This is a genomic window from Gaiella sp., assembly GCF_039915195.1.
In the GTDB taxonomy this organism is placed as follows: Bacteria; Actinomycetota; Thermoleophilia; order Gaiellales; family Gaiellaceae; genus Gaiella.
The window spans coordinates 1-25120 of record NZ_JBDSNT010000072.1 but is presented as its reverse complement, the minus strand read 5'-3'; the positions used below and the strand labels follow the sequence as shown (position 1 = coordinate 25120).

The 25120-nt window shown below is 65.7% G+C and carries 23 protein-coding genes and 1 pseudogene; 9 read left to right on the top strand and 15 right to left on the bottom strand.

Annotation, left to right across the window (positions count from 1 at the left end):
• Positions 1 to 477 (top strand): nucleotidyl transferase AbiEii/AbiGii toxin family protein (locus ABIR74_RS07655; protein WP_348176702.1); only part of this gene is annotated, 477 nt, incomplete at its 5' end.
• Positions 478 to 1210: 733 nt separating this feature from the next.
• On the opposite strand, the pseudogene ABIR74_RS07650 reads toward ABIR74_RS07655, so the two are convergent.
• A pseudogene (locus ABIR74_RS07650) lies at positions 1211 to 1414 on the bottom strand (aldehyde dehydrogenase family protein); the annotation flags it as partial.
• A 148-nt stretch (positions 1415 to 1562) separates the two neighbouring features.
• Here ABIR74_RS07650 and ABIR74_RS07645 point away from each other — a divergent pair.
• Positions 1563 to 4025, top strand: a complete 2463-nt coding sequence (locus ABIR74_RS07645) for an adenylate/guanylate cyclase domain-containing protein (protein WP_348176700.1) — start codon at positions 1563 to 1565, stop codon at positions 4023 to 4025.
• A gap of 314 nt (positions 4026 to 4339) precedes the next feature.
• Here the strand turns inward: ABIR74_RS07645 and ABIR74_RS07640 are convergent, their stop codons facing one another.
• Together ABIR74_RS07640 and ABIR74_RS07635 are read right to left on the bottom strand one after the other, a co-directional pair.
• Positions 4340 to 4840, bottom strand: coding sequence for a DUF892 family protein (locus tag ABIR74_RS07640; RefSeq protein WP_348176698.1), 501 nt, complete (start codon positions 4838 to 4840; stop codon positions 4340 to 4342).
• Between the two features lie 2 nt (positions 4841 to 4842).
• Positions 4843 to 5037 carry a hypothetical protein gene (locus ABIR74_RS07635; protein ID WP_348176696.1) on the bottom strand — a complete coding sequence of 65 codons (195 nt, stop codon included), beginning with the start codon at positions 5035 to 5037 and terminating at the stop codon, positions 4843 to 4845.
• Between the two features lie 177 nt (positions 5038 to 5214).
• Between ABIR74_RS07635 and ABIR74_RS07630 the strand changes: the two genes are divergently transcribed.
• Entirely contained in the window at positions 5215 to 5433 is a 219-nt protein-coding gene (locus ABIR74_RS07630; protein WP_348176706.1) for a transposase, read from the top strand.
• A gap of 191 nt (positions 5434 to 5624) precedes the next feature.
• Here ABIR74_RS07630 and ABIR74_RS07625 read toward each other — a convergent pair whose 3' ends face one another.
• Entirely contained in the window at positions 5625 to 5957 is a 333-nt protein-coding gene (locus ABIR74_RS07625) for a hypothetical protein (RefSeq protein WP_348176694.1), read from the bottom strand.
• Between the two features lie 607 nt (positions 5958 to 6564).
• Positions 6565 to 6984: a hypothetical protein gene (locus tag ABIR74_RS07620; RefSeq protein WP_348176692.1), complete on the bottom strand. Its 420-nt coding sequence runs from the start codon at positions 6982 to 6984 to the stop codon at positions 6565 to 6567.
• A gap of 216 nt (positions 6985 to 7200) precedes the next feature.
• On the opposite strand from ABIR74_RS07620, the gene ABIR74_RS07615 reads away from it, so the two are divergent.
• The 4 genes from ABIR74_RS07615 (at position 7201) to denD (ending at position 10243) form a co-directional block, all read left to right on the top strand.
• Positions 7201 to 7767: a hypothetical protein gene (locus ABIR74_RS07615; RefSeq protein ID WP_348176690.1), complete on the top strand. Its 567-nt coding sequence runs from the start codon at positions 7201 to 7203 to the stop codon at positions 7765 to 7767.
• A gap of 5 nt (positions 7768 to 7772) precedes the next feature.
• A complete protein-coding gene (locus ABIR74_RS07610) occupies positions 7773 to 8216 on the top strand; it encodes a YetF domain-containing protein (protein WP_348176688.1) in 444 nt (147 codons plus the stop codon).
• A gap of 479 nt (positions 8217 to 8695) precedes the next feature.
• Positions 8696 to 8914 carry a hypothetical protein gene (locus tag ABIR74_RS07605; RefSeq protein WP_348176686.1) on the top strand — a complete coding sequence of 73 codons (219 nt, stop codon included), beginning with the start codon at positions 8696 to 8698 and terminating at the stop codon, positions 8912 to 8914.
• Positions 8915 to 9250: 336 nt separating this feature from the next.
• On the top strand, positions 9251 to 10243 hold the full coding sequence (gene denD, locus ABIR74_RS07600; RefSeq protein ID WP_348176684.1) for a D-erythronate dehydrogenase: 993 nt from the start codon (positions 9251 to 9253) through the stop codon (positions 10241 to 10243).
• A gap of 180 nt (positions 10244 to 10423) precedes the next feature.
• Here the strand turns inward: denD and ABIR74_RS07595 are convergent, their stop codons facing one another.
• The 3 genes from ABIR74_RS07595 to ABIR74_RS07585 all read right to left on the bottom strand — a co-directional run bounded on the left by ABIR74_RS07595 (position 10424) and on the right by ABIR74_RS07585 (position 12311).
• Positions 10424 to 11320, bottom strand: a complete 897-nt coding sequence (locus ABIR74_RS07595; RefSeq protein ID WP_348176704.1) for a formylglycine-generating enzyme family protein — start codon at positions 11318 to 11320, stop codon at positions 10424 to 10426.
• A gap of 202 nt (positions 11321 to 11522) precedes the next feature.
• Complete coding sequence (locus ABIR74_RS07590; protein WP_348176682.1) at positions 11523 to 11675, bottom strand: hypothetical protein; 153 nt, start codon at positions 11673 to 11675, stop codon at positions 11523 to 11525.
• A gap of 90 nt (positions 11676 to 11765) precedes the next feature.
• Complete coding sequence (locus ABIR74_RS07585) at positions 11766 to 12311, bottom strand: GGDEF domain-containing protein (protein WP_348176680.1); 546 nt, start codon at positions 12309 to 12311, stop codon at positions 11766 to 11768.
• A 152-nt stretch (positions 12312 to 12463) separates the two neighbouring features.
• Between ABIR74_RS07585 and ABIR74_RS07580 the strand changes: the two genes are divergently transcribed.
• The gene (locus ABIR74_RS07580) at positions 12464 to 12850 is read left to right on the top strand and encodes an STAS domain-containing protein (protein WP_348176678.1); all 387 of its coding nucleotides are present in this window, start codon (positions 12464 to 12466) and stop codon (positions 12848 to 12850) included.
• Between the two features lie 77 nt (positions 12851 to 12927).
• Here the strand turns inward: ABIR74_RS07580 and ABIR74_RS07575 are convergent, their stop codons facing one another.
• The 6 genes from ABIR74_RS07575 to ABIR74_RS07550 form a co-directional block, all read right to left on the bottom strand.
• On the bottom strand, positions 12928 to 13656 hold the full coding sequence (locus tag ABIR74_RS07575; protein ID WP_348176676.1) for a DUF4389 domain-containing protein: 729 nt from the start codon (positions 13654 to 13656) through the stop codon (positions 12928 to 12930).
• Positions 13657 to 14097: 441 nt separating this feature from the next.
• Positions 14098 to 15030, bottom strand: a complete 933-nt coding sequence (locus ABIR74_RS07570) for a penicillin-insensitive murein endopeptidase (RefSeq protein ID WP_348176674.1) — start codon at positions 15028 to 15030, stop codon at positions 14098 to 14100.
• Positions 15031 to 15139: 109 nt separating this feature from the next.
• A complete protein-coding gene (locus ABIR74_RS07565) occupies positions 15140 to 19021 on the bottom strand; it encodes a hypothetical protein (protein WP_348176672.1) in 3882 nt (1293 codons plus the stop codon).
• Positions 19022 to 19110: 89 nt separating this feature from the next.
• Entirely contained in the window at positions 19111 to 19467 is a 357-nt protein-coding gene (locus ABIR74_RS07560) for a helix-turn-helix domain-containing protein (protein WP_348176670.1), read from the bottom strand.
• Positions 19451 to 21742: an endopeptidase La gene (gene lon / locus ABIR74_RS07555; RefSeq protein WP_348176668.1), complete on the bottom strand. Its 2292-nt coding sequence runs from the start codon at positions 21740 to 21742 to the stop codon at positions 19451 to 19453. Before lon ends, ABIR74_RS07560 begins: the two co-directional genes overlap by 17 nt.
• A 280-nt stretch (positions 21743 to 22022) precedes the next feature.
• Positions 22023 to 23114: a serine hydrolase gene (locus ABIR74_RS07550; RefSeq protein ID WP_348176666.1), complete on the bottom strand. Its 1092-nt coding sequence runs from the start codon at positions 23112 to 23114 to the stop codon at positions 22023 to 22025.
• A gap of 50 nt (positions 23115 to 23164) precedes the next feature.
• Between ABIR74_RS07550 and dinB the strand changes: the two genes are divergently transcribed.
• The gene (gene dinB / locus ABIR74_RS07545; RefSeq protein ID WP_348176664.1) at positions 23165 to 24223 is read left to right on the top strand and encodes a DNA polymerase IV; all 1059 of its coding nucleotides are present in this window, start codon (positions 23165 to 23167) and stop codon (positions 24221 to 24223) included.
• 10 nt (positions 24224 to 24233) lie between these two features.
• Here dinB and ABIR74_RS07540 read toward each other — a convergent pair whose 3' ends face one another.
• On the bottom strand, positions 24234 to 25088 hold the full coding sequence (locus ABIR74_RS07540; protein WP_348176662.1) for an arginine deiminase family protein: 855 nt from the start codon (positions 25086 to 25088) through the stop codon (positions 24234 to 24236).
• Between the last annotated feature and the right edge of the window lie 32 nt (positions 25089 to 25120).

Sequence of the window (25120 nt, the reverse complement as noted above, 5' to 3'; positions counted from 1 at the left end):
ATTACATCACTTGTTGGCGCCTACCTCGTAGAGACTGGTCGCGAGGAGATGGCCGACGACGTGCGGGGCTTCGAGATGACCCTGCTCCATTACCGCCGCACGTTTGTCGAGAAGCTGTTCGCGATCCACGGCAAGGTTCAACGACTTCTCGACGAAGAGCATCCGCTCGGCCGCGACGCACGGCACTACCCCGACCTCTTCGCGCTCGCTGGCACGGAAGCGGTCCGCAACATGCTGGCCTCGGAGGAGTACGAGGAGATCCGACTCGACTACGACCGCACCAGTCGCGAGTTCTTCGAGTCGATCTATCGGCCACCCAAGGGGCTTTCATTTCGAGACAGTCCCGCATTGTTCCCAGATGACGAGCTTCGCGCGCGCCTCGAACCAGACTACGACGAGCAGTGTCGTCTCTTGTTTGCGGATGGCAACTATCCGACATTTACCGAAGTCCTCGTCCGTTTCGCGGAACTCCGCTAGCTTCTCTAAGGACACCGCCTCTTGCTGGCCGGTGAGCGCGGCTGCCTGGGTCGCTTCGCCAACGAACAGGCGGGTCCTCAAGGAGGCATCCACCTTTCGAGGATCGTCGTGTAGGTGGGAACCGCAACTCGAGCGACTGCCGCCGACACACAGCGCGGATCCGATCGCTGTGTTGCACCTGCTGAGCGTACGGTGAGCGTACCGGCCTGTCTCCGCATGGTGCAGTTCGCTGCAGTAAGTTCAAGTGTTGAAAGCGGCTACTTGCAGGCAGATTCCGTCCGTTGCAGTTCGCTGCAGCCTGCGAGGCTGGGCTTTTAATCCCAAGGTCGCTGGTTCGATCCCAGCACGGCCCTTAGAAATACCTGCAAATAGGCTTTTCTTTCTCCATCCTCCTCTAGGGTTCCAGGTAGCCGTCGCTGTCTCTTCCGCGGGGAAGAGCTCGACGATTGGGAGAACGGCGCACACTCGAGGTGATCGAAATGTCGCGAGGAGGTCGTATCGTCCGCCCGCACAACGGAGAACTCTGAAGAATGACCGCTGATCACGTACTCCAGCGGTACTCCCAGGCAAGAATACCCTGGAAATCGGCGGCAGATTTACGGCCTAGGGGATTCACTATCCCCTCTTGACGACCTTAAGCTGCTTTGACGAATTGGGCCGACACGGCAGCGGTTTCCGACGGCGTGCGCAAGTTCGATTCTCGCCGGGGGAATGCACCTCGATTCGATCCGATTCACCCGCCGACCCGGATCATCTTCCGATTCACGAACTCCTCGGTCGCGTAACGGCCGAGCTCGCGACCGAAGCCGGAGCGCTTGACGCCGCCGAACGGGAGCTCCGCTGCATTTGCACCGACGACGTTCACGAAGACCATCCCGGCCTCGATTCGATCGGCGACGCGCAATGCCTGATCGGGATTGGTGGTAATAAGCCGGGTCATTCGGGAATCGAGTCACAAGCGGAGAGCACGGCACCACCCTGGCAACAACCCCACGCAGGCTCTCGCACTCTCACAGATTAGGAATTTCCCGACTTGTACTCGGTGGCGCGATGCTTGGCCCGGCTTGGGCGTGCATGATCTTGGGATGCAGCGCGCGCTTCCAGCCGGGACCGTGACCTTCCTCTTCACGGATGTCGAAGGCTCGACGACACTTCTCCACGCACTGGGCGAGGAGGCGTACGCGGCGGTGCTCGCCGAGCACCGGCGGATTCTTCGCGCGGCGTTCGGCGCGCGCGGAGGAGTCGAGGTGGACACGCAGGGGGATGCTTTCTTTATTGCCTTCCCGACCGCAGCTGCTGCGCTCGAGGCGGCTACTGCCGCGAACGAGGAGCTCGCCCGCGGGCCGATCCGCGTGCGCATGGGGATCCACAGCGGGACGCCGCTCGTCACCGACGAGGGCTACGTCGGAGTCGACGTTCACCGGGCCGCCCGTATTGCTGCCTGCGGCCACGGCGGTCAGATCCTTCTCTCCTCCGCGGCAGCCGGGCTTGTCGACGCAGAAGCCCTTCGCGATCTCGGCGCACATCGGCTCAAGGACCTTTCGGCTGCCGAGCGCATCTACCAGTTCAGCGGCGCAGAGTTCGCACCGCTGCGCAGCCTCTATCGAACGAACTTGCCTGTGCCGGCGACGGTGTTCATCGGCCGCGCCGACGATCTCGAGCGCATCTCAGCGCTCCTCCGCGCCGACGAGCCGCGCCTTTTGACGCTGACCGGGCCGGGCGGTGTGGGCAAGACGCGGCTGGCGCTGCAGTCGGCTGCTGCCGCTTCGGACCGGTTCGAGGACGGCGTCTATTGGGTGCCGCTTGCCTCGCTCGATGACACGCGGCTCGTCCTGCCGACGATCGCCCGCGAACTCGACGCGAAGCGGGGTCTCGCTGAGCACATCGCCGACCGCTCGCTTCTGCTCGTGCTCGACAACATCGAACACCTCATCGACTCCGCCGGCGAGCTGCCGGCGCTCCTTGCGAGCTGTCCAAACCTGCAGCTGCTCGTGACGAGCCGGGAGCTCCTGAGGGTTCCAGGCGAGCAGGCCTATCCGCTTTCAGAGCTGAGCCCCGCAGATGGTGTCGCGCTCTTTCTCGTCCGCGCCCACGACACCGATCCGGCATTCGCGCCGTCCGAGGCCGTGGCCGAGCTGTGCGCACGGCTCGAGCATCTGCCACTCGCACTCGAGCTCGCTGCTGCACGCATGCGTACTCTCTCTCCCGCGCAGCTCCTCGAACGGCTGGGCGGCAGGCTCGACCTCCTCAAGGCCGGCCGCGGCGTCGATGCGCGCCAGCAGACGCTGCGTGCGACGATCGAATGGAGTCACGATCTGCTCGACGCCGACGAAAAGTTGCTCTTTGCCCGGCTCGCGGTGTTCGCGGGCGGCTGGACGCTTGACGCAGCCGAGGACGTCTGCGATGCCGACATCGATCTCGTCCAGTCGCTCGTCGACAAGAGCCTCATCCGTTTGCGCGAGCGAGGCCGCTTTTTCATGCTCGAGACGATCCGCACATTCGCGCTGGAAAGGCTCGAGGACTCCGTTGAGGCGCGCGAATTGAGGGAGCGCCACGCCGCGCATTTCCTCGTGTACGCAGAGACCGCCGCTTCGGCGCTTGAGGAAGAGCGCAAGCAAGCCTTGTTTGAGCGCCTCGAGGACGACCTGCCGAATTACCGCGCCGCGCTCGCCTGGAGCATCGACAACCGACCCGAGGACGGTGCGCGGCTCGCTGACGCCTTGTGGGCGCTGTGGTTCGCGCGAGGGCATCTGATCGAAGGGCGCCGCTGGCTCGCCGCCGTCCTCGACCGGTACACCAAGCAAGATCGGGTGCGCATCGGCGCTCTGAACGCAGCCTCAGTGCTCGCGTCGCTCCAGGGTGACTGGCTGGATATGAAGCGCTACGCCGAAGAAAGCCGACGTCTTAGCGAACAACTCGGCGACCCGAGCCTCGCCCGTGATTCCCTGCTCACGCTCGCGCGGGCCCGGATCGCCGACGGCGATCCAGACGGCGCGATGCTCCTCATCGACGAAGTCGAGGCGGCCGCCGCCGCCGCCGGAGATCAGCCCCTCCTGGGCATGGCTCAGTTCAGCGCCGGCTATCTCGAACTGACGCGCGGCCACTACGAGCAGGCACAGCTACGGCTCGAAGCAGCGCACGAGACGCTCGCCGCCGCAAGCCACCTGCACGGCACCGCGCGCACACTCGCCGCTCTCGGCTCGGTGGCTCTACACGAGCATCGCACAGCTGACGCCGAGCGCCACTTACGCCAAAGCATCGAACTCGCGCGAGCGGACGGCGACCTCGGGAATCTCGCCTGGGCGCTCGAGTTGCTCGGCGCAAACCGGGCGGCAACGGATTCGGAGACGGCAGCGCAACTGCTCGGTGCCGCCGAGGCGCTGCGCGAATCACTCGGCAGCGAGCTCGAAGGCATCGAACTCGCGCTGCACGAGCGCGCCGTGGAGACGCTCGCGCCCGCAAACCTCGCTACGAGCTGGGCCGCTGGGCGTGAGCTTGCGCCTGAGGACGCCGCCGCCCTCGCCCTGACCCCAAGCCCGCAAGCCTAGACAGCCCATACGAAGCCTCGCGCGACGCGAAACGGCGGGCTGCGCGATGGAACGCGATCGATTTGGTGGCCATCTCCACGAAAGCGGGGGAACTCCAGTGAGGCGAAGAGGATGCGCCGCCGACGTTCAAGGCGCACCCGAGCGCTGAAACGAGTCGAGCCGATGCGACTGTGTCCGGGCGCCCCCCCAGTTGGCGTTAGGCATGACCTCGCCTGCGCGTGTGGCGGCGCGATCGACTCGCTCCGTTGGCGTCGACGTGGTACCCGACGGGGCGTAGCCGCGGAAGGTAGGGCGGCTACGCCCCGAGAGGACGATCAGGCCGCCTTGGCGACCTTCTCCTTGCTGAGGCGTGTTGCGATGCGCTCGACGGTCTTAAGCGCTGCCTTTTCCTGCTTGAGGTTTTCGTCGAGGAGCGCGACCGCTTCGTCCTTGCCGAGCGCCTTCGCCATCCGTCGCAGCGTTTCATAGGCGGCGATCTCGTAGTTCTCGGTGCGCGCGGCGGCGCCAAGGTCGACCATGTTGATCAGGTCGTCGGAGGTTTCCTCGACCATCTCCTTGTGCTCCTTGGTCAGCCCCTGGAAGGCAAGGCACTCTTCCGCTTTCGCGGGCTCGCCGAAGAGCTTGAACACCTCCTTGACGTTCGTGACGTGCGAGCGGGTCTCCTTGAGATGCTGCTTCAGGGCCGCCCGGAACTCTTTGTCGGTGACCTGCGAGATCAGTTCCGGGAGGGCCTTGCTCACGAGCTGCTGCTCGACATACAGGATGTCGCCGAGCTCGTGGATGAACAGCTCATGCGGGTTCGTGATCTCAGCCATCGTTAGTGACCGTCTCCGTCGGAGTCGCCGGGGATCACGTCCTCGATCGCGTCCGACACCTTATGACCAACGCCGCTCGCGTCCTCCTTCACACGTTCAGCCGCGTCACCAACCTTGTCTCCGGCACGGTCCGCGGCGTCCTTCGCGTCACTACCTGCGTCGCGGAGCTCACCTTCAGTGCGGGTCGTATCATCCATATCTGCTCCTTTCACCGAGCATCGGGTGAGACCCATGTACCCCGACGCACCAGCCCCGAAACCTCGAACGACACGACGGTCGATCTGACCGGGCAGGAGCCATGGTCCGTCCCGGATTTGATGCCAACTTGATCTCGTGGGTGATCGTGGTCGTCCGGGGGAAGGGAGTCGGGTGGCATCGGTCGTCCTCGGAAGTATTCGTCGGAGTTGCGGGAGCGGGCGGTGAAGGTGGCGCGGGAGTCGGAGCGTGGGATCTCGCCGGTCGCGCGTGATCTCGGGTTGAACCCCGAGACGCTGCGGGTGTGGGTGCTGCAGGCGGAGGCTGATGACGGCAGCCGTCGTGAGCGTCTGACTTCGGTGGAGCGGGAGGAGCTTGGGCGCTGCGGCGGGAGGTGAAGGACGCACCGCTCACTCGGCGGAAACACCCCGAACGAGACCGCCGCCGCCTACCGGCCCTACACGGCCGCAAGACCAAAACAGATGAACAGATCACAACGAAAACCAACTAAACCGGTCGGCGCAGAAACCGGGACGGGCCATCGAAGAATTGTGGAGCTGAACTGCCGCGGTCGCAGGGAGTGGCGCGGTTAGCCCCTGGGGTCGAGTGCGTCGGCGACATAGCTGCCGACGCCAAGCTTCTCGACGATCCAGTAGGTGGTGTGCTTCTCGAGTGCCTTTTCCACGGCGGGGACCATGTGCTCTGGAACAACCAGGAATCGGTCTCCTGCTGCTCGGACGTGTTCGTATTCATGGGGTGAAAGCGCCACCATGGTCGCGCAACGACGCTGGGCACACTCGCAGAAATATTCGGTTTGCTCATCGGCGGATACGCCTTGTCGCACCTTCTCCAGGCTCTCGTTCAGGGAACGAAAGAGGCTCTCGTTTCGGGCGGCTCGTACCTGGCGCTCGTCCTCGGTCACGTTCCCTCACTCCGTTTCAGTCTCACATCGCATGGGCAGAACGGTGTGTCCATGATATGCGTCTGCCTCACTGACCCACAAGACCGCTCCACCCTTGCGAGGTACTTGCGATTCAGCGATATCTGCGTCCATGACGACGGAGTGGACACCCTTCTCGTCGACTTCTCGAACTTTGATCTCGATGAGCAAGCACAGCTGCGTGTCGTGAACAGAATGCTCCAAGCCTGCCAGCGGATCCGCGGTCAACGGATCGAAGCCGAGGTGCGATCCGCCTCACGGCACCATGGTTGACGCTTTGCGGCTTCCGGGATTCCATGGCCTCGGAGACGCCAAACGAGTAGCGGCCTAACGGTCCCTCCGGAGCCCAAGCCGTGCAACGCACGGCCCAAGCGCGTTTCGTGGTTTCGTCACATCCTCCACGGACATGAGGACGGGTACCTCAAATGACGGGAGCTTGTCTTCCCGCCTTCGAGACGAAACACCACTTCGGCTCGGATCGCGGGCACATCGTCATAGAGCGCACGACCGACGAGTAAGTTCGGGCGAGCGCGTCGGCGCGAGGGCGTCGAGCCGCCCAACAGCGCTCACGACGTTTCGTTCATGGCGGCTAGGGAACTTCTTCTAGGTGCGCGATCCGGTTGCGGTGCTCGGCTCGTGCTTCGGCTGCCGTGCGAAATACGAGGCTTACCGTTACTTTCTGATCGACTACGCAGGCCAGTATCGTCTTCTCGCTGTCTGCGATACCGCCCGTGGGCAGTGAGTGTCGCAGCCTGCCCCCGACGATCATCCAACCGTCGCCCAGGTGATCGGACTTCAGCAGGACTGGGTCGAATACGAGGTGGCTGTTGGCCTCGATCGCCGCAATGACATTCGCCCGCCCCACGACGAGTTGGCCCGCGGTGGCGTAACTTCGAACCTCGACATCCTCGGCCAGCAACTCCACGAGAAGATTGAGGTCACGTTTTGCTAACGCATCCACCATCTGTGCGTACATGGCCGTGGTCGGGTGACTTTCTTGACGCGGCACGCCCGAAATGTTTCAGATGCGACGGAGGCACGCAACTAGCTTGCGTGGAGCGGAGGATGCCTGGCAGGGGGCTTAGGCTCTCTGAGCGGGGACCGGCTGAGCTCAGCGAGTCGAGCAGCTCGTGCGCCGAGGCAAGACACTCTTCCCTGCCAGCCAGTGTTCGTTAACGATGGCGTGCAGTGAAGATCGTCTCAAGGGAGCGTACGCGCCGTGGAGATGGAAGTAGGGACTTTCAGCCGGAAGGTCGAACTGAACACTGTGGACGATCTGCCCGACGGTCTTCGAGAGGACGACCACCGCGACTACGCGTCGCGACCTCGCGCCGTTTTCCGGTACGGCGTGCTCTTCGCCCTGGCCGTCCTGGCTGGCCTTGGGCTCGCCAATGCCTTCGGTGAAAAGCCAGCACGGGATCGTGCGGAGAGCCGCGTCGCTGGCCTCGAGGTGACGGCGCCCACCAGGGTTCGTGGAGGCTTGTTCTTTCAGGGAAGGTTCCGCATGGAAGCGCGGACGCTGATCAAGCACGCCACGCTCGTGTTGGATCCAGGGTGGCAGGAGGAGCTTTCGATAAACACCATCGAACCCTCGCCGATCGGCGAGGCGAGCCGCGACGGCCGACTGGCGCTCGACTTCGGAGCGATCCAGCCCGGCCATGCCGTGGTTGCGTATGTGCAGTTCCAGGTCAACCCGGCACAGTTCCTGAAGCGCCGCTCGCAGGGCGTCGCCCTCACCGACGGAGAGCAACCGCTTCTCCGAATCGACCGCTCCCTCACCGTCTTTCCCTAACAGCCGTGGATATCGTCCTTCGCTGCACTGTCATCTTCATCTTCCTCTACGTCGTCATGCGCGCGATCGGCCGACGAGAGCTATCACAACTACAGCCGTTCGATCTCATTTTGCTCGTCGTCCTAGGCGACCTGATCACGCAAGGCGCAATCCAGTCTGATCTCTCCGTCACCGGCTCCCTGCTTGCGGTCGCCACATTCTCGCTTCTGTCTGTCCTGACGTCGTACCTCTCGTTCCGGTTCAAAAGGCTGCGACCGATCCTGGACGGAGAGCCGATCATCGTCGTCCAAGATGGCAAAGTCATCGAGCGCAACCTCGCACGAGAGCGCCTCACGATAGAAGACGTCGAGAAAGAGGCCCGCTCCCAAGGGATCGAACACCTCTCGGACGCCAAATGGGCGGTACTGGAAACAACGGGGCGCATCAGCTTCATCCGTACCCGCTCATAGCGTCATGGGGTGAACGTGCTCTCTGGGACGCGAATCACTCGATCGGGGCGTTTCGACACCACGGAAACGGGTATCCCATCTCGCACATAGGCGACCGCGGTACGCGGATCGTCGTTTACAGGGGGTGCCCATCCGAACACGGCCTCCCAAGCGGCACTGAGCCCGGGCCACTACGGCCCGGGCTTCGCTTCGTTGGTGTGCCCGACCGCCCAGCAGGGCTGCGCGCCCTGCGGCCTGAATCGTTACACAGGTCGTTACACCAGTTCGTGGTGCAACAGGTGTCCATAGGCTTGGACACGATCGAGGCAGACAGCCCGAGATCCCGCTCAAAAAGCGGAGCCTGGCGCGTCGGCGGAACGCAAGGGACACTGGCCTGGGACGGAAGCGATCATCTTCGGCTCGAAACGGTGAGACGACCTGACGGCCCGTACGAACCCGGAGTCACACACCAAGTGGACGATATCGTCGCTCCGGATAGCATGACTGGTCATGCGCGTGGTCTTGGCGCGATCGTCGACGCACTCCAGGCCAGCCGTACCCCGGAGACGGTCGCCCATGAGAACCTGCTGAGTCTCGCGATGGTCGAGGCGGCGGTGCGAAGCTCGCGCGAAAGGCGCACCGTCGAAATCGCCCACGTCCTTGCCGAAGCGGGATGGGACTTCGCATCACACGAACCGACGAGCAGGTTGCACTCCTGAACACGGCGACTCAGAGCAACAAGAAGTTGACAACAAGAAGTTGATCAGTCGTGACGGTGTGGAAGGGCGAGGAGACGACATCAGCGAGAAGGTGGCTTCGATGATCGGGAGCTTGATCCTATCCTCCTGGGATCGAGCTCCCGAGGCGGGTGCAACGGATGTGAGTATGGCCAGGAAAGTGCTCTCCATCCCGGCTAATCACATCCGTTGCACCCGCCCAGATCTCCGTTCTTGACACAGGTCCGCCACAGCAATTCCTCGTGTCCGCATGCCTCCGTATCCGACACGACCGGTTTCTGGCGCAACGTTTTGAGCCGCGGCACTACGATGGATCGAGTGCGGGTCTTGATCCTCGGCGGAGCGGGCATGCTTGGTCGCAAGCTCGGGGAACGGTTGGCGGCTGACGGACGGCTGGGTAAAGCCGAGATCGCGCACCTGTCGCTCGTCGACGTCGCGCCACCGCTGCCGCTGCCGCCCGTGGCGATCGAGGTCGATGCTGCGGTTGCGGACATTTCGCTGCCCGGGGTCGCCGAGCGAGTCATCGCGGACCGGCCAGACGTCGTGTTCCACCTCGCCGCGGTGGTGTCGGGCGAAGCGGAAACCGATCTCGAGAAGGGGTACCGGGTCAACGTGGAAGGGATGCGGCTCCTGCTCGACGCCGTTCGTGGCGTGGGCGACGGCTACCGACCGACGGTCGTTCTTGCGTCGTCGATCGCGGTGTTCGGGGCGCCGTTCCCGGAGACCATCCCCGACGAGTTCGCCACGACGCCGCTGACGAGCTACGGCACCCAGAAGGCGATCGGGGAGCTGCTCCTCGCCGACTACTCGCGCCGCGGGTTTCTCGACGGCGTCGCGATTCGACTCCCGACGATCTGCGTTCGTCCGGGCACCCCCAACGCAGCCGCGTCCGGCTTCTTCTCGAGCATCATCCGCGAGCCGCTCCACGGCCGCGAGGCGGTCTTGCCCGTGTCGGAGGACGTGCGCCACTGGGTCGCATCGCCGCGGGCAGCGATGGGCTACCTGGTGCACGCGGCGAGCCTCGATCGCCGCACGCTCGGGAACCGCTGCTGTCTGACGATGCCCGGACTCTCGGTGACCGTGGCGGAGCAGATCGAGGCACTCCGGGAGGTCGCCGGCGAGGCGGCGGTTCGCCTGATTCGTCGCGAGCCGGACGAGAGGATCACGAGGATGGTCGCCGGTTGGCCGAGCCGCTTCGATCCCCAGCGGGCCCTGGAGCTCGGCTTCCGCGGGGAGACAAGCTTCGCAGAGATCGTTCGCTCCTACATCGACGACGAGCTCAGTGGCAGTGTGGCAGCAGGCCCCGGATGAGCAGCATGGCGCTGGTCACGAGCGCGCCCACTCCATCGCATGGGACTAGTCGGGCTCTGCACGGATCGAGGAGCGATCACAATGCAGGTCGGCGCATCTCCGATCGGTGCTCGCGAGCCGCATCGTCGGGTGAAGCGACTGATCGCGCGCGGGGACGTGAAAGAGCTCGAGAAGTGACCGTCAGCCCGACCGGATGATGCACCGGAAGCCGATGTGACAGGTCGACGTGTCGACGGCTTCCGCCTGTCGGGCGGAGGGTCGATAGCGGAAGCAATAGTTCGGCGCGCAGAGATGCGAGCCACCCTTGATCACCTTCCGCGGGATCGTCTCGCCCGGGCCGAAGCTCGCGTCCGAGCTCGTGACCCTGGGATTCCGCGGTACGCAACAGGGCTTCGAGAGGCCCTCCGGGCGGTTCGGCGCATACCAGTCGGTCGTCCACTCCCAGACGTTGCCCGCCATGTCGAAGAGGCCGTAGCCGTTGGCGGGGAACGAGCCGACGGGTGACGTTCCCTCGTATCCGTCGGTCTTCAGGTTCTGCCACGGGAACGCGCCCTGCCACACGTTCGCTGCGTCCGGCTCGTGCTCGTCGCCCCAGGTGAAGACGGCGCGGTCGAGGCCGCCTCGGGCAGCCACCTCCCACTCCGCCTCGGTTGGCAGCTCCTTGCCCGCCCAGGCCGCGAACGCCTCCGCGTCCTCGTAGGCGACGTGCGTGACGGGGTGACGATCTCGGCCGTTGATCGTCGTACCCTTCCCGCCGGGTCGCTTCCACATCGCTCCCGGCACGTACTCCCACCACCGCCGGACATCCTCGAGCTCGACCGGAGCAGACGGCTTGCGGAACACGAGCGATCCGGGGACGAGAAGCTCCGGGTCGGCGTCGGGATACTGGTGCGCGGCGGGTGAGCGCTCTGCCAGCGTGCGATGACCGGTCTCGCGGACGAAGCGCCGGAAGTCGGCAGCCGTGACGGGGTGCGAATCGATCCAGAACCCGTCGACACTCGCCGGATGGGCAGGAGCCTCCTCCGGATAGAAGTCGTCCGAGCCGAGCTGGAAGGTGCCTCCCGGAACCCAGGCCATCCCGGGGAGGGGCGGGAGAGCGGGCGCGGGGGTCTGCGAGGGAGGTGAGAATTCGTCGACCATTGATAGTCCTCGTGTAGACGAACGAGTACCCAATCTACCCCGAGTCGGACCGTGCACGGGAACGACTATCGTCGCGGCCACGTGCCGCCTTGTCGCCCTCTCGGGCGCTACCGACGCGCATCATTGCCGGAGGTGCGCGTCAGACGTCGGCGTCGGGGCGCTTCGCCGCCTTCTTCTCTGCCTTCCGGGCTTTGTGGGCAGCCGACTGCTCGGCCACCTTCTCCTTCGCGCCGATATACGATGTCCCGACGAGCTGCTTCCCCCCCGTCCATCCGAAGACCCAGACGACCATCCCGATCGCGAACGAGACGTTCCACGCAGTGACGATGAGTTGCTGGCCGAGAGAGTAGGCGATCGCGTTCGACGTCGCGAGGGCATCGCCTCAGGCGAATCGCCTTGATTCGCGAGCTTGAAGCAGGTCGGCGTCGGCTCTCATGATCAACCGATTGAGGCTCTCTCCCAGCCCGGCTTCGGCGACGCCGAAGGAGATTGAGTGCTCGCGGTCGAGGAGCTTGAGCACTGTTGCGATCTCGCCGAATCGAGCGCGAGCGTCGGCCTCGGACGTGTTAGGGATGCCGCAGACGAACTCGTCGCCGCCGTAACGCACCGCGACATCGTAAGGTCGTAGGTGGGCGCGTACGACGTACCCGATCAGCCCAAGTAGTTCGTCGCCTGCTTGATGTCCGTGCTGGTCGTTGATGTGTTTCAGCTTGTCAACGTCGACGAAGACGAGGACGAGACGCGTTTCCTCCCGGTGTGCGCGGACGCGTGTCTTTTCGAGTTCGTCAAGGCCGAAGCGTCGGCTCCACGCGCCCGTCAGTTCGTCAGTTGCCGCGAGTGTCAGCATCGCCGCCGCCTCGTCTCTGAGGCGCTCTGCTTCTGCGCGATCACGGGCTGCAGCGGCCCTGTCTGCGGCCGCTTCGGCCAAAGAGGCATCCCGATCGCTGCCCCTGACGCGCGCTTGTCCACGTTGGAATCTCATGCCTTGTTCGGTGTTCCCCGCTGAGCGGCCACACAAACGAGAATGATCCCGCCGCCCGCAGGTGGTTTGAACCTGGCGGCGGTGGGTAAGGAATACCGATGGATTGTTCTCACGGCTCGCGCGACGCCTACCGTCTCGGTGTCGAATCGGGCGAATCCGACGGCGTGATCGTGATCACGGTTCGTGGAGAGGCCGACCTCAACGAAGCTCCGATTCTTCGTGACGCCCTGTCGGATGCCATCGCCTCGCGAGCGCAAGCCATCGTCGTGGACATGTCCGGAGTAACCTTCATCGATTCGATGATGTTGGGAGTTCTGCTGGGGGCCAGCCGTGCAGCCGGGCCTCAGGGCATCGACCTGCGGATCGTCGTGACCGATCCTCACGTACGACGGATGTTCGAGCTGACGCTTCTCGACCGGGTGCTTGACCTCTATCCCCTCCGCGAACTTGCGTTGGAGCCGGGAAGTGCGTCAGGCGTGGCGTGACGGCTTCGTCGATCGAGTTGAAGACGCGGATCAACGGTGCGAAGGCCAGAGATCTATTGAAGAGCCTTCATCAGGAGTCACTTCGGAGCGGTCGGTGCCGCAGTCGTTGACACTGGCGTGACGGTGTCCGTCGCCGCGGGAGGCTCGGTGCTTCCCGAGTCGAGCCGAAATGGTGGGTAGGTGTCGGTCATCAGGCCCGCGTATGCAACGACGCGGAAAACCCAGCGGTTCAGGCCGAGGACGAAGTCGTACAGAGAACGGGGGTAGCGGCCCGTAAAGAGGAGAGCGAGCCCGCAAAAGAACACGAGCAACCCGATCAGTCCGCCGCCGGAGGCGTAGAGCCAGCCGTCGCCGCCGTCTGTCCAGGCAGACCATGCTCCGCCGGTGAAGATCGCGACGATCAGATACTGCGGGATCGCGAGCAGCCACCACTTCACGAGGACGAGCCCACGCGAGAGATTCTCGGGATAGTCGACCTCGAGCCTCGCCGGGTACTCCGGATCGTCTGCGAGGGAGAAAGGCGGGTACTTGTCCGTGCCGAGAGCGCTGTAGGAGTAGAAGCCAACGCGCCATGTCCAGCGAAGGACGCCAACGTTGAAGTCGAAGATCCCACGGGGGTAGCGGCCCGTGAAGAGGATCGCGAAGCCCGCGACGATCGTGGAGATCACGAGGCCGATCCAGAGGAAGAAGAGAACGATGAAGTGTGGGATCGCGAGTAGCCACTTGAAGAGCCACTGCCAGCGTCCGACGTCGGGATCGAGCTCGCCCGTGAGGCGAAGCGGAAAGGCGTTCTGCGGGGAAGTCATGTTCGCGCTCCTTCGATTCGAGTGATTGGTGTGGGTACGCATTGGCCATCGCGAAGCGAAGCAGCGTCTCGTGCGATCGTCGACCACAGCTTCGCAGGTCTCCACGGGCTACACAGTGCTGCTAGCACCCGTACTCCGAGGAGGTGCCGAAACGCCCGAAGCGGCTCCCGACCCGCCCGTCGCTCGAGCGGCGTAGGCCAATCCAGTCCGACACCCTGTGAGGGATCGCACTCCTCTCACAGGGTGTCGGACGCGGTGTTGGAACCGCGACGGCTCGACGCGGAGGATGCTCGCGGCAGAGGGCGGGAGCCACCGGTTCCAGCGGCCGAGAATGGCGACGGCGGAAGGCGCGAGAACACCGCGAATGATCGTTGCATCGATCACGATTCCGCCACCGAGGGCGAGTGCGAAGATCTTGGCTTCGGTGCCGGGCTGGCGCGGCTACGAGAACCGCACGTGCATATGGTTTTCGTGGTTCGGGTACGGCACAACGACGCCGCTCGGCCCGTGCAGCCCCGTACCGAAGCCGACGAAGATCACCTGCGCACCGACCGCGACGAACCGGTCGAGGAGATCCTGGGTCAGTGCTCGGTCGACCTGACTCGTCGTGATCGGGGCGCTCAGATACCGGTCGAGGCGGGGGTAGTAGACGTCGACGTCGAGGCCGTTCTGGTGTGAAACGTGTTGATCCATCCTCCCGCCGTCTCGGAGGCTGATGTCGCCGATGACGACACGAGGCGCGTCGGGATTGGCATTTCGGTAGGCGCCGACGACGGAGAGGATTGCGCGGATCGTGCGCTCGTTGCCGTAGAGCCGGTGGCGCAGGTTCGGGACGCTGTCCGTGTTCGGGTTCCACGTGACCCAGTCGGCGCCCGCATGGGGAAGTTGCGTCCCGTCGACCAGGCGGCCGGAGTACGGAAGACCGACCGACGTGGCGGTGTGCCAGTCGACGGGCTCGTACACGGCCTCACGCGATACGAGCTTCTGTGCCGGCGGGACGACGGGTGGAGCAGGCACGTCCGCGACCTCGAGGCTGGCGAGCCCGAAGCGAAACGTCTGGCTCGGGGGATCCTCTTGCAGGAGCCCGGTGCGCTGGCCCGCGCTGGCGGGCCGAAGGGCCGCGAACGACAACATCGAGGCCGACCCGAGAACGAGAGCAACCGCGGGGACCGTGCGGGTCGCGAGCCGGCGCTTACGTACTGCCTGCGCCTCCATCCTTCGCCGCCGCGAGCCGTCGAGCCCTGTTTCAGCAGGCGAAGAGAACGACGGAAGCGCCGGCAGCTCCAGCGCGATCGCAGCAAACGGCTGCCGCGGCTGCTCGCGGAACCAGAGCACATCGACCTCGAACCACACCTCGTCACGCCGCCAACCCATGGATCACCGTCCTTCGTCGAAAGCGGCGTGTGTCCTTCGCGCCCGGAGGAACGATCTGATGAGAAGGTGGCCGGGAGGATCCCCGAACGACTGTACGCCGTGTGGAGGCTCAGCCGCGGTCGAGGTAGGCGCAGGGTCGTCCGTCGAACGGGAGGGGCGAGCGTCCGTACCGCGTGACAACGAGGGGCACATCGCAGACATCCACCTCGACCGTTGCTCCAACCTCGGGCCGCTCGCCCTCGAGTTCGATCAGGCGATAGCCGTCGTCCGTTGGCGCGAAAGCAACGCAGCCGTCGAGCGGCGACACCGGGATCTGGTCTGCCATTCGCGCGTCGGCCTCCACCACCGCAGCGCCGAGTCGCTCGATCGAACGCCGAAGCGTGTTTCCCGCTTGGACGTACGCGGACTCGCTGTCGATGAGACGTTCGCCAAGAGACGCCAGCCCCTTGCGGAGCGCACGCTCGGTCGCCCGCGCCTGTTCCTCGCCGAGCGCAGACTGCGCCTCGAGTTGACGATCCAGCCTGTCGACCGTCGCACGTAGCGCGGTGCCCTCGTCCGCGGCAAGCGACTCCTCGATCCGCTCGAGACGCCACCCCATCGACGCTGCAAGTCGCTCGAGCTCACTACGCAACTCGTCCCGAGCCTCGATGTTGGCTCCGTCGAGCTCCTCGAGACGAGAGGCCACGGCATCGAGATCGGCTCGCAACCGCAGTTCGACCTCGGCCACGGACGCAGACGATCGCACCTCGAGCTCATCGAGGCGCCCAACGAGCTCGCCGCCGGCATGTGCGGCAGCGGCAGCGTCCTCCGCGCGCGCCGCCTGAAGCTCGTTCAGCTGGATGCCTGCCTGCTCACCGGCAACACGAACGGCCTCGACACCCGCGCTCAGGGACTCGGCGAGACGTCCCAGCTCGAGCGCCAGCTCGGTCGTAGCCGAGCGTGTCATCCCTTGCTCATCCTCGATGCGCGCCGCGAGGGCACCGACCTGCTCGACAACCCGTTCTTCGACGGCTCGCGCCGCCTCAAGGTCCGTAGTTCGAAGCCCGAGTAGTTCGTCGATTCGAGCACCGAGCTCACCCAGGTCGCTGCGGGCGACGGCGATCTCGTCCTCCGCAAACGCACGCGCGGCAGCAATCTCAGACGTGATCCTTCCCTCGAAGCGAACCTCGAGCCCTGCGCGGGCCGACCGATCCTCGTGGAGCTCGGCGACCTGTGCGCGGAGTGCTGCCAGTTCCGCCGATTGAGCCTCGAGCTGCGGATCGAGCGCGAGTTGGCGCTCACGGAGCGCCGACCAGATGGACGCAACGGCCGTGTCGACCTGAGCGTTGAGTGCCGTCTCGGACTTGCGACGCGCGAGATCGATCGCTTCGAGACTGTCCTCCAGGCAGGCGGCACGTTCGTCGCCCGCTGCCGCAAGCGTGGCGAGTTCGGATCGGACCCACTCGACATGCCTGGCCGCAGCCGCGTCCAGCGCTTGCTGGTCGACGAGACCAGCGAGGTTATCCGCGAGATCATCCACACGCGTGCCGACCTCTGCCGCGTTTCTGTCGATGCGGATCGTGAGGTCTTTGGCGACGCCGACAACGCTGTCAGCGGCGTCAGATGCAATCCGGTCGATCCGGGCCGCGAGCTCCGCAATCCTCTCATCGAGCTGCTCCGTTATCGGGGCGGCGGCCAGAGTGTTGATCTCACCACGGAGGTCGGCGAGCGCTCCGTCGACCGCCTCCTGCGTGGCAAGGGCACCGAGCGCCCGCTCGACGCCCGCGAGCCGAGACCCCGACGCAAGCGCATCCGCAACGCGGAGGCCCTCGGCCTCAGCTATCGATTCGCGTACATTCGCGATCGACGCCTCGAACTCATTCAGTGTCTCGATCCGCGCCCGCCGGTTCGACTCTTCAAGAGCGACCTCGAGGCCGGCGAACCGGGCCTCGCCCGACTGCGAGATGGCAGCCTGTGCTGCGTCAACACCGAGAATGAGCTCTCGCACATCGTCAATCGACGTCTCGAGTCCTCCGAGCGCGTCGAGACGCGACGCGAGAGCCTCCACCCTCTGTCGAACGGCATCGTCCTCGCTCGGCATCAGGGCGACCTGATCGACGCGCGCCCGAAGCTCTGCGAGCTCCTGCCTCGGGGCCTCGGACGATGCGATCTCCTCGACCCGGGCCATGAGCGCCTCTTCGAGCGAGGCCCGTTCGGCAGCGGTGCTCTCGACGACCTGTCGGATCTCGTCTCGCAGGTCCGCTGTCGAGCCAATGGTGCCGAGCCTGGCTTCGAGCTCGCAAACCCTGCTCTCGAGCGGTGCTATTGCGTCCTGCTGAGTGGTGAGAGCCGATATCCGCGCATCGATGTCCTCGAAGGATCCCGTGGTCGGCAGCTGCGCGACGAACTCGGCAAGATCGTCCAGCCGGTGGTGTGCCGCCTCGAGAGGAGCCGGATCGGTCGGTCGCTTGTCGAGGTCATCGAAATACTCTCGCGTGCGAGAGTCGAGTTCTTCGAGATCCGCTGTGATTCGTTCGAGCACGCCGCCGCCCTCTCGCGCCGAATTCTCGAGCGAGGCGATTCTTTCCCCGAGGCCTCGCGCCTCGGTAGCGGACGACGCCTCGGTAGCCTCGATCCGCTCGGCGAGAGCATCGAGCGACGGCTGGAGATCGGGTTCGACCTTCGACACGAGATCGTCGAGGCGCGCGGACAACAGATCGACTCGTGATGCGATCGATGCGATGAGCGCCGCGCTCCCCTCCCCGACGCTCTCACTCCGTCCGGCTGAGATCACGGCTAGCTCGCTGCGAAACTGCTCCACGAGACCATCGATTGCTCCTTCCGAAGGCACGCGCCCGACGATCTCGTCGAGCCGGTGCTCCAGGCCGGAAAGCGCTTCGATCTGCACCGAGAGCCGACGGGCCTCGTTCCCAGCTGCTTCCGCCTGGATGGCAGCAGCCTCGACCCGGGTCTCGAGATCACTGCTAGTCAACAGACCGTCGAGCCGAACGCCGAGCGCGGCGACCTCACTCGCGAGCCCCTCGATCTGCCCGAGTGTTGCAGGCTGATCCTCGAGACGCTCTACCATCGCGCGTAGCTCCGCAACGGCTGCGACGAGGTTCGGTTGGGATCGGAGGTCGTCGAGTTCCAGCCTGAGGTTGGCAAGGGCATCCGATGCGTCACCGCCCTCGAGCGCGGTGATCCTCGTTTCGAGGGCGTCCGCGGCGATTGAGAGATCCTCCGAGGTGAGGCGCTCCCGCGAAAGCTCTTTTACTCGTGCCTCGAGCGAAGAGAGGGACGCACGGAGCTCGGCGAGGCTCACCTCGAGTTCAGCGGCACCGGGCATCGCCGGGGGCATCGACTCCTCGATCGCGGCGAGTCGATCCTCGTATGCGCGCAACGTTCGCGGGTCGATGGCCGCGTCGTTCGTCTCGGGAGCGGCTCCATCATCATCGGCGAGAGTTGGGCCTTGCGCCTTCCCGGCGGGTGAGGGGGGTCGAAGCTTTTCGAGTGATGTCCACTGCTCGGCAAGAGCGCTTGCAAGATCAAGACGCGTCAGGCTTCCCTGTTCGACGAGCACCTCGCCGATCCGCTCACCCGTCGTGCGCTGTCGTTCCAGAGCGGCGTCGAGCTGCTCCTGGTTGATGAAGCCGAGCTCGAGGAAGATCTGGCCGATCGGCCGACGATCCGCGGAGGTGTCGTCCTGTGGGGCCGCAACAACGCGCAACTTGGAGACAGGCTTGAAGGTTCCCCCGGGCGGATTGCCCTCGAGTGCTGCCCACTGCTCCGCGATGAGGCTTGCGAGCTCGATTCTCGTGACGTTGAACTCGGCGACAACGATCTCTCCGAGCCGCTCCCCCGTCTCCTGTTGTAGCTCGAGAGCACGATGGAGTTGCTCACGCGTGATCAGGCCGTGCTCGACGAGGATCGCGCCGATCAGCCGTGATTGTGTCGCTGCCTCGACTTCCATGGCATCCGTATCGGCAAACACTCGTTCGAGGTATAGAGGCATCTTCGCTCGTCCCTGCAAGTGCTGCGACCCTCGTTGTGTTGGCCGGCGGGCCGGACCCCGTCAGGATCCCGCAAACCGCGCAGAAAGCATCAGGTGGAGAGGTTCGCGGTACGCTCTTCCACCGCGTGCCCCCCACCCGCGAAGTGCACGAGTGCGTCGACCACGGCCTGCAGCCTGTGGCCCTCGGCCGTCAGCGTGTACTCGACGCGCGGCGGCCGGGCATCAACGACCCGACGCTCGAGCACGCCGGCCCCCTCGAGCTCGGTGAGGCGCAGGGCGAGCGTGCGCGGAGGGATCTCGCCCACCGCCTGCTTGAACTCGTTGAACCGCGACGCACCCTCGTACGAGGCCCAGAGGATCGCGACTGTCCAGCGCCCCTCGAGGAGGACCGCCGCCTGGCGGACCTCCTCGGGGACGGGCTGGCAGTGCCTACACCGCGACATCATGCGGCTGGACAACCGGCTCCAGGGCGAGCTCGAGCACCTCGGACAGTGCCATCACGGGATGGAACGTCATCTCCGCGCGAACATGCTCCGGAACATCGTCGATGTCCGCCCTGTTGCGCTCGGGGATGATCACGTCGGTGAGTCCCGCGGCGTGCGCCGCGAGCACCTTCTGCTTCAGGCCGCCAATCGGAAGCACGCGACCCTGAAGCGTGACCTCGCCGGTCATCCCGACCGTGTGTCTGACGGGCCGGCCCGTGAGCAACGATGCGAAGGCCGTTGCCATGGTGATCCCCGCGCTCGGGCCGTCCTTCGGGGTGGCACCAGCAGGCACGTGCACATGGAAGGAGCGGTTCTCGAAGATGTCGTCATCGAGCCCGTAATCCACGGCCCTGGCACGAACCGCCGAGAGAGCGATCTGCGCCGACTCCTTCATCACGTCACCGAGCTGGCCGGTGAGGACGAGCTTCTCTCCGCTCGGGATGCTGGTTGCCTCGACGAAGAGGACGTCACCACCCATCCCTGTGACGGCCAATCCGGTCGCGACGCCGGGGACCGCCGTTCGCTCAGCCGCTTCCCGGAAGAACCGCTGGCGCCCGAGTGCATCACGGACGACGTCGAGGTCGACCGTGACTGGCACCTCGGCCAGATCAGAGGCGATGCGTGTTGCCGTCTTGCGCAGCACCTTGCCGAGCTCGCGCTCGAGCTGACGCACACCCGCCTCGCGTGTGTACTCAGAGACGATCGACTCGAGGACGCCGTCCGCCGGGGTCACCTCTTCCTCCCGGAGGCCGTTGCGTTCCCGCTGCCTGGGCCAGAGGTAGTCCGTTGCGATCGCGACCTTCTCGTCGGTCGTGTAGCCGTCGAAGCGAATGACCTCCATGCGGTCGAGCAGCGGGCCGGGGATCGTGTCCGCCTGGTTCGCGGTCGCAATAAAGATCACGTCGGAGAGATCGACCTCGACATCGAGGTAGTGGTCGCGGAACGTGGAGTTCTGCGCCGGGTCGAGCACCTCGAGGAGTGCAGCGGAAGGGTCTCCACGCCAGTCGGCGCCGACCTTGTCGACCTCGTCGAGGAGGATCACCGGGTTCATAGTCTTGGCATCGCGCAGGGCACGAACGAGCCGTCCCGGAAGTGCCCCGATGTAGGTGCGGCGATGGCCGCGAATCTCGGCCTCATCGCGAATCCCGCCGAGCGACATACGGACGAACTCACGGTTCAGCGAGCGCGCGATCGACTCCCCGATCGAGGTCTTGCCCGTACCGGGGGGACCGATGAGAGTGAGAATCGCGCCCGAGCGCTTGTCTACCTCGATCCCGCGCTCCTGCCGCAACTTGCGGACTGCGATGTACTCGACGATGCGATCCTTGACGTCCTCGAGGCCGGCGTGGTCGGCATCGAGCACCTCACGGCTGGCCTGCGGGTCGAGCCGCTCTTCCGAGCGGACACCCCACGGCACGGCGAGTAGCCAGTCGACGTAGCTCCGGATCGTCTGCGCTTCTGGCGAGCTCTCCCCCATGCGCTCGAAGCGGGCGAGCTCCCGCTCGGCCTGCTCGCGTACCTCGTCGGGCATCGCCGACTCGGCGATCTTCGACCGGAACTCCTCGACCACGGACGTCTCGTCCTCGCCGAGCTCCTTGCGGATCGAGTCGAGCTGCTTGCGCAGGATGAACTCGCGCTGCTGCTTCTCCATCCCGGTATTGACGTCCTCACGGATCCGCCGTCGGATCTGCATCAGCGCCAGACGCTCGCGCTGGAACGCAAGGGCGAGCGCGAGGCGCTCCGCAACGTCAACCGCCTCGAGGATCTCGACCTTCTGCTCGAACGTGAGGTCGGGAGAGTAGCCGGAGGTATCGGCGAGCGCACCGGGATCGGAGATCGAGCGGACGAATGACGCGATGCGCCCGTCATCCCCGCGGAGCTCGAGAATCTCCTCGACCACGGCGCGATACTCGGTCTCGAGCGTGCGGAACCCCTCACCCGTCGGCGTGTCGTCGACGTCGTGCTCCTCTGCCTCGACGAAGAGGCGCCCCTGCGCATCCGACTCGGCGGCGCCGGCGATCGCGCGATGAAGCCCGTTGAGAGCCACGGCCGTGTCGCCGCCGGGCAACCGGACGCGGTCCGTCACCTCGGCCACTGTTCCGACCTTGGCGTACTCGCCGTCGTGCTTCGGGACGAGCAGCACCCGCTCTTCGTCCCCGACATCGATCGTCAGGGTCACGGTCATGTTCGGGAAGACGACGATGTCGTCGAGGGGGACGAGCAGCAACTTGCTCACAGACGGTTCACGCTCCTTGGCATCCACTGGATTGTCGGTCATACCAGTACTAACTACAGAAAGTATACCGTTATTCCCACTCGATCCCGAAGGGGCGGAACCTTACGGAACGCGTACAAACCGTCGCGCGGACGTCGGAGTCTCACTTGATGGAGCCCGGATCCCGCGTTTTCGCCTCCCGGGGCCGGACCCCATCTTGCAGTCGCGCACTCCGAGGGCATGACTGCAGGCAATCGGGCGCCCGCTTGCGGGCGCCCTTTCTCTTCGCCGGTCGGACGGCCTAGCCGCGAAAGCGACGGAGGGCCGCGGAGGCAACTCGTCCAGCAAGGACATCTGAGGAGACGCCGACACCCGCCGCACGGTAGGTCATCACGGAAACCACGTATGCGCCGCCGCTCCAGAACACGATGCCGTTGTCGTGGCGCGCATCGTTGATCCAGCCCGCCTTGTGCAGCACGCGCACGCCCGGGATACGGCCCACCTCACGGTCGAGCTTGCCCGGGTCTCGCACGTGCGCGAGGAGATAGAGGAGGTAGCGGGCATCGGTCGCAGAGAACCCGGGCTCGGCCGTGCGCAGTGGGCCCTTCCCGCCGCCAGCGAGCCACACGGCACGCAACAGTGCGGCCAGGTCGTAGGCGCTCGTCTTCTTCCCGTAGCCCCACGAAGGCTGGCTGTCGACCCGGAGGGGAATCGGGCCGGCGAGTGCCCTCGGCGGGGAACCGAACGAGTCGAGCGTGTAGCCGCCGTACATCTCGGTGTCCACGAGCCCGATCGAGCGCATCAGCGAGTTCACGAGAGCGGAGCCCCCGGATGTCGAACCGCCGAAGTACCGTTCGGTCGCATTCGCGGCCGCGTTGTCCGAGAACGTCAGCATCTGGCGCAGCAGCCGGTCGAGCGTGGAACCGGCGGCCGGTGTGCCGTCGGTTCGCGCGAGAGCCGTGACGGCGATCGCAAGCTTGATCGAGGAAGCCGCCGGGAACGTGGCTCTGGCATTCCACGAGGCCCCGGCCCCCGTCGCAAGGTTCTCGATGTAAACGGCGCTCGTCCCCGCGAACGACTGCGTGAGCCTGCGGATCTCGCGCGAGAGCAACGGGTCGTTCCGCGGAGCGTGTGGCCGCGGCAGCGCGGGCGAGGCGCCGATGACGCGTGGCACGATGACGCTGCTGCGGCGGCCGGCGGCCGACACCATGACGATCTGCACAGTCGACTCACCTGTCGGCAGCTGGATGCGGAGCTGGAAGGGTCGCTGCCGGAGGGGCTTGTCGGCTACGACACGCGGCCCGACGCGCACGATCACCCGCGTCGTTCCGGCCGCGGCCCTACCGGAGACGACTCCGAACGACATCTGGTTGGAGACGGGCTGTTCGATCACAGGGGGTGGTGGTAGCGCGGTGACCACGGCCGAACCGTAGCTTTCGGGATGTGCCGATTCTCGCCCACCTCGATCTCGACGCCTTCTTCGCCGCCGTCGAGGAGCTGGAGGATCCGACGCTCCGCACGAAGCCACTCGTCGTCGGCGGGAACCCGCAGGGCCGGGGAGTCGTCGCAACGGCGAACTACGTGGCCCGAGAGTTCGGCGTCCGCTCCGCGATGAGCTCGGCCGAGGCGCTCCGCCGCTGCCCCGACGTCGTGTTCGTCCGCCCTCGGCATGCCCTGTACAAGCAGTACTCGCGTGCCGTCTGGGACGCGATCCTCGAGGTCGTGCCGCGCGTCGAACAGGTGGGGATCGACGAGGGCTACCTCGACCTCGGCACGGTGGTGCCTTCGTTCCGCGGGGCACGAGCGGTCGCCGAGGCGGTGCAGACCTCCGTGCGGGCGGCAACGTCGCTCTCCTGCTCGCTCGGCGTCTCGACGTCGAAGGTCGTCTGCAAGGTCGCCTCGGACCGGCGCAAGCCGGGTGGGATCACGGTCGTGCCACCGGGCAAGGAGGCGCGCTTCCTCGCTCCGTTCCCGGTGCGCGCCCTGCCGGGTGTCGGGCCGAAGGCGGAGCAGCGGCTTGGGGCCGCAGGAGTGAAGACGATCGGCGATCTCGCCGGTCTGGGAGAAACCGAGCTACGGGTCGTTCTCCCCGGCACGATCGGGCCGCTGTTGCGCGACCGCGCGCTCGGGATCGATCCGCGCGATCTCGACGAGGAGACCGAGCGGATTTCGATCTCGACCGAGGAGACGTTTGAGCGGGACATCTCGGACAGAGCGCTCCTGTATACGGAGATCCGCCTGATGGCCGCCGCCGTTGCCGACGCGCTCGTGCAGCGCCGTCTGTCGGCACGAACCGTGACGACCAAGCTGCGGTACTCCGACTTCTCCATCAGGAGCCGCTCGACGACGCTCGCCGCGCCGATCGACGAGGCCGACCGCATAGCGGAGCTCGCCTGCTCGCTCCTCGATCGGGGGCTTCGCGATCGGCCGGGAGCGCTCCGACTCGTCGGCGTCGGCGTCTCCGGTCTGTCCGAGTTCCGGCAGCTGACCTTCGATCCGTAGCGTGCCGGCGCTACTGGCGACGGAGCAGTGGCCGCGTGAGACAGGTTGGGCCACCGTCGCCGAGCCGCGAGATGTGATCGCCCCGGTAGGTGACGACGTCGACTCCCGCCTGCTCCATGCGGTGTCGGGTCACGTCGTTCCCCTCGAGCGCGAGCGCACGCCGCGGCCCGAGAGCGAGGACGTTCGAGCCCATGGATTCGAACTCCTCGTCAGGCACCTCGACGACCTCGATGCCGCGCTCGGCCATCAGCTCCATCAACCGAACCGGCGCAACGCGCGGATATACGAGCGCGAGATCGCGGTCGAGCGGGGAGATCAGCGACATCAGGTGCATGACCTCGGATGCGCCGACCCAGTGCGGCAGGTCGAAAACGATTACCTCGACGCCGGGGAACGCTTCGCGAAGCGCCGCGATCCCCGCAGTGCCCGTGCGATAGCCATGACCGACGAGGAGCGTGTCGTGATCGAGCCAGACGGTGTCTCCTCCCTCGACCGTTGCGGGGGCGGCCATTGTCGATGCGACAGGGATGCCGGCGGCTTCGAGGCTCTCGCCGATTCCGGCCGGCTCGCCCAGGCGCCAGTCCTTCCCCGGGCGGAGAAGCGCCGCGCCATCGTCGCCGACGAGCACCGGGTCATAGACGTAGATCGCATCGGGATTGCCCGGGTCATGGTCGGAGACGATCACCTCGGCGCCGGCCGCCTCGAGCAGCGCTCGAAGCTCCTCGTGCTCGGCAGCGGCTGCAATGTGGTCTGGCACACCGCGCCAGCCATACCGCGCGATGTGATCCGTGTCAGCGGGCAGGGGCGGTCGAACGAGCACGCGCTCGAGGTCGCCCCACATCGCCTGGCTCCCGTAGTTGGGCACGCGTGCAGGCTAGACGACGACGTTGGTCGGCG